At 40.2% G+C, this 4,842-nt stretch carries 3 protein-coding genes; 2 read left to right on the plus strand and 1 reads right to left on the minus strand.

Annotated elements, in window-relative coordinates; all coding sequences use genetic code 11:
* Positions 1-29 precede the first annotated feature (29 nt).
* Positions 30-1,088, minus strand: coding sequence for an N-acetyl-gamma-glutamyl-phosphate reductase (gene argC / locus IQ264_RS31590; protein WP_193986550.1), 1,059 nt, complete (start codon positions 1,086-1,088; stop codon positions 30-32).
* A gap of 245 nt (positions 1,089-1,333) precedes the next feature.
* On the opposite strand from argC, the gene ribBA reads away from it, so the two are divergent.
* Together ribBA and IQ264_RS31600 are read left to right on the plus strand one after the other, a co-directional pair.
* A complete protein-coding gene (ribBA, locus tag IQ264_RS31595) occupies positions 1,334-3,013 on the plus strand; it encodes a bifunctional 3,4-dihydroxy-2-butanone-4-phosphate synthase/GTP cyclohydrolase II (RefSeq protein WP_322744843.1) in 1,680 nt (559 codons plus the stop codon).
* Between the two features lie 410 nt (positions 3,014-3,423).
* Entirely contained in the window at positions 3,424-4,746 is a 1,323-nt protein-coding gene (locus IQ264_RS31600; protein ID WP_193986552.1) for a tetratricopeptide repeat protein, read from the plus strand.
* The last annotated feature ends 96 nt before the right edge of the window (positions 4,747-4,842 follow it).

The following is a 4,842-nucleotide window of genomic DNA, read 5'->3' on the forward strand; positions in this document are numbered from 1 at the left end:
CTCCCCATCTCCCCATCTCCCCTGCCTCTTTAGGGATAGAAAGTTAATTGAGGTAAGCCTAAAGTTTCTTCCCAACCCATCATGATATTTAAGCACTGAACGGCTTGTCCGGCTTGACCTTTCATTAAATTATCGATCGCAGACAACACAATGACCCGCCCGGTGCGCGAATCGACTTCTAAACCGATATAACAAAGATTAGTACCACAAGCCCATTTAGTTTGGGGATAAGTGCCACTGGGTAAAACTTTCACCCAAGGGGCGTTGCGGTAAAAGGCATTGTAAATGGTGATTAAATCTTTGTGTTGTAGCCCCGGATCGCGCATGGTGGCGTACACTGTGGCTAGGATGCCCCGCACCATTGGAATTAAGTGGGGTGTAAATTGGATTGTAACTTCGCTTCCGGCTAAATCGCTGCAAATTTGTTCAATTTCGGGTGTATGACGGTGACGGGCAACTCCATAAGCACCTATAGAACTATCTGCTTCCGCTAATAACATATTAACTTTTGCTTGTCTTCCACCACCGGAAGTCCCAGATTTAGCATCAATAATAGCGGTTTCTGGCAAAATTAAACCTTGTTTGAGCAGGGGTGCTAATGCTAATAAACTAGCTGTAGGATAGCAACCGGGACAGCCGATTAGTTCGGCTTGAGCGATGCGATCGCGATACAGTTCTGGTAAGCCATAAACAGTTTTCGAGACGATTTCTTGATCTTCGCGATCGCCACCATACCAAGATGTATAAGTACTAACATCAAAAAAACGGTAATCTGCCGAAAGATCTAGTACTTTGCACCCTTTTGCCAATAAGGTTGGTGCCATTTTATAAGCTAACCCATTGGGCAAAGAAAGAAAAACTACTTGACAACGAGTTGCAATTTCTTCTAAGTCGATTGCTTCAATCTTCAAATCCACAAACGGACTCAAATGTGGGTATAAATCTGAAAAAGGTTTCCCAGCACTACTTTCACCGCCCAGGTAAACTACTTCTACCCCTGGATGCTCCTTAAGGAGTCTGACTAATTGCACACCACCATAACCTGATGCGCCGACAATACCAACGGGCACGCGCCCCATATTACCCATGCTCCTTGACCTTTATGCGTTTTTAGTTTAATTCAGTTACAACTTTTGCTGCATTGTAGTACTAAAACCCCTTTTTGGCAGAAGTAAGCGATTTTAAATTTTAAATTTTAGATTTTAGATTTTAGATTTTGCCCCACTGCTCCGATAACCCCCCTGCCTCTGTGCCTCTTCAACTGCCTGGTATTTTAGACAAAAGAACGGGGTAAAATTAAAGAGGAAAAACTTTACGAAATTTTACGGTATTAGTGCAAGAAACTCCTATCCAACCTTTTAATTTTGACTCAATTGACACCGCTTTAGCAGAGATTAAAGCAGGCAGAGCGGTGGTGGTAGTAGATGACGAAAGTCGGGAAAATGAAGGTGATTTAATTTGTGCGGCGCAGTTTGCCACGCCTGATTTAATTAATTTTATGGCAGTGAATGCCAGAGGGTTAATTTGTTTGGCGATGACAGGGGAACGTTTGGATGAACTGGATTTGCCATTGATGGTCAGCAAAAATACTGACAATAACCAAACTGCTTTCACTGTGAGTATTGATGCTGGCTCTCATTTAGGTGTTACTACTGGAATTTCCGCTGACGATCGCGCTCGCACAATTCAAGTAGCAATTAATCCAGCTACTCAATCAAAAGATTTACGTCGCCCTGGTCATATTTTCCCGATTCGGGCTAGAGTTGGCGGCGTGCTCAAACGGGCTGGTCATACCGAAGCAGCGGTAGATTTAGCTAGATTAGGCGGACTTTATCCATCTGGGGTAATTTGCGAAATTCAAAACCCTGATGGTTCAATGGCTAGATTGCCGGAGTTAATTGAATATGCAAAAAAACACAATCTGAAGATTATTTCGATCGCTGATTTAATTAGTTATCGATTGCAGCACGATCGCTTTATTTGTCGAGAAACAGTCGCTAAATTACCCACAGAATTTGGTAATTTTGAAATCTACGCTTACCGCAATATCTTAGACAATTCCGAGCACGTTGCCATTGTTAAAGGCGATCCAACTCATTTTTCTGAACAACCAGTAATGGTGCGGATGCACTCGGAATGTTTGACTGGTGATGCTTTAGGGTCACTGCGTTGTGATTGTCGAATGCAGCTACAAGCAGCTTTAAAAATGATTGAAAATGCTGGTAGCGGTGTGGTAGTTTATTTGCGTCAAGAAGGCAGAGGAATTGGTTTAATTAACAAGTTAAAAGCCTATTCTTTGCAAGATTTGGGTTTAGATACTGTGGAAGCAAACGAAAGGTTAGGTTTTCCTGCTGACTTGCGAAATTACGGGGTTGGAGCGCAAATGCTCAATGATTTGGGGGTGAAAAAAATTCGCCTAATTACTAATAACCCGCGCAAAATTGCGGGGTTGAAAGGTTACGGATTAGAAGTGGCGGAAAGAGTTCCATTATTAATTGAAGCCAATTCTTATAATTCTACCTATCTGGCTACAAAAGCCGAAAAGTTAGGTCATTTGCTCCTGCAAACCTATTTAGTAACAGTAGCCATTCAATGGCGAGGCGAGTTTTCCATCCAAGAACGTTATGAACGGTTGGAGAAGTTGCGTCATTTGGTCAGCCTTCATGATTTACTTTTGCAAGAAGAAGCTAGACCTGTAACGATCGCCTTATTCGGCAATCCTTCACTAACTGTTCATTTGGGTTTCGATCAACCTAAATTAGCAGCACTAGACTGGTATCAACAACCAAGTCATCCTTACGTGGAAGCGATCGCCAAAATTCTTGATACTATAGCTTCTTCGCCCGATCTACAACGTCTAGATTTTCTAGTTTCTTCAGGTGGCGATCCCCTGACTAGTTTGCAAGTAAATCTCGATCGTCAAAGCTTCTCTCTAAATCAGTTACCTTCCTCAATCTGCAATAATTTGGAAACCCAAAAAATCTATAGTTTTATTGCTGATACTTCTAGTTGAACACAGGACTTGAGAAGTAAAGAAGTTCAGGAGTTTAGTTGTGGAAAACTCCTGAACTTTTTAGTTTTTGTCTAAGTGTTGTTTCAGTATTAGTGTAAAGTTACCGTAAATTTGCTGAGGGAAGTCTTAAAGATTAAGTAAAGTATATCCTGTCAACCGAAGCTTTTGGGAATATTAGCTGTATAAACAAGAATAAGTTAACACTGATAAGGCGAATTGAGAAAAGCTGAGATTTGCAGAATAAATCACAAATCTACTGCTGTAGATTAATGAGTAGATGGAACTTAAGGGAAATTTACTCTGATTTAATAGCTTCAGCTTGCTAACTTCATAAATGTAATTCCCCAGGTAATTTGCTGAAATTACCTAAATTTTTTAACCAAAAATTTAGTAAATCCAACCATCAGGCTATGAGTTTGCAAAACATTTTAAATCAAGGCATCGACAATGTGAGGCAAGGGGATTACCCAGCAGCGATCGACAAGTTTAATGAGGTGCTTAATCTCGACTCCAATTATGCTGCTTATTATAACCGAGGTCAAGCTTATTATTGCTTGGGAGAGTATAAAACAGCAATCATTGATTTTAATTATGCTTTGCAACTCAAACCAGATTTTGCCAATGGTTACTTGAGCCGAGGTTTGGTATATTTTGATTTAGAAGCACTAGAGGAAGCGATCGCAGATTTTAGCCAAGCAATCAATTTAAATCCCCTACTAACTATTGCTTATATTAGTCGCGGTTTATCTCAAGTTTACTTAGGAGAAATTGCAGAGGCAATTGCAGATTACGATCGAGCTTTAAAAATTAACCCTCATGCAGTAGAAGCTTATAATAATCGGGGAATGGCGCGTTGTTATTTGGGTGATTTTTCGGGTGCGATCGCAGATTTTGACCAAGCAATACAACTAGATCCTAATTTTGTAGAAGCCTATAATAATCGAGGCAATGTGCGTCTGCAATTAGGCGATCGTGCTGGAGCAATGGCGGATTTACAAAAGGCTATAGACTTAGATTCTGATTCAGCCACACTTTATTATAATCGAGCTTTAATTCAGCATAAAAATGGCGATCGATCGGGAGCAATAGCTGATTTTAATCAATCATTAAATATTAATTTGGCTGATGCTGAAGCTTACAATAATCGCGGCAATATTTTCACTTTAAAGGGAGATTATCAAGCAGCAATTGAAAACTATACTCAAGCCATCAAAATCAATCCCCAAAAAGCAAATGCCTACTATAATCGAGGTTTAGCATATTATTATGAAGGAAATTTCCCTCAAGCAATTGCCGATTTTAACCAAGCGATTACTTACAAACCTGATTATGCAGCAGCTTACAATAATCGGGGATTAGCTTATCGCGTGCAAGGAAATATTCAAAAAGCACTAGAAGATTTTAATCAAGCGATAAAACAAAATCCTCAATTAGCTGAAGCTTATGTTAGCAGAGGTTTAGTTCGTTCTGATTTAGGAGATAAACAAGGAGCAATTAAAGATTTTAATCAAGCTTTAGAACTTAATCCGAATGATGCCAGAACTTATAATAATCGGGGATTTATACATTATAGATTAGGTGATTCTCGCCAAGCAATTGCCGACTTTAATCAAGCTTTAAAACTCGATCCCAAATTAAATTCAGCTTACATTAATCGGGGATTAGCTCGATTTGCGATCGGTGACAAATTAGGCGCATTAGAAGACGTGGATCAGGCATTGCGAACAGCTTAATTTGAAGGCAGAAGGCAGAAGGCAGAAGGCAGAAGGTAAGAAAGGCAGAAGGCTCCAAGGAAAAATTTCACCTTGTCCCCTTGTCCCCTTGTCTCC

Origin of the sequence: [Phormidium] sp. LEGE 05292, assembly GCF_015207735.1 — a bacterium.
GTDB lineage: Bacteria > Cyanobacteriota > Cyanobacteriia > Cyanobacteriales > Aerosakkonemataceae > Floridanema.

What these genes read in the sequence shown, in the direction of transcription:
- IQ264_RS31600 (WP_193986552.1), top strand. Translation starts at nt 3,424, where the DNA reads ATGAGTTTGCAAAACATTTTAAATCAAGGCATCGACAATGTGAGGCAA.
- argC (WP_193986550.1), bottom strand. Translation starts at nt 1,088, where the DNA reads ATGGGTAATATGGGGCGCGTGCCCGTTGGTATTGTCGGCGCATCAGGT.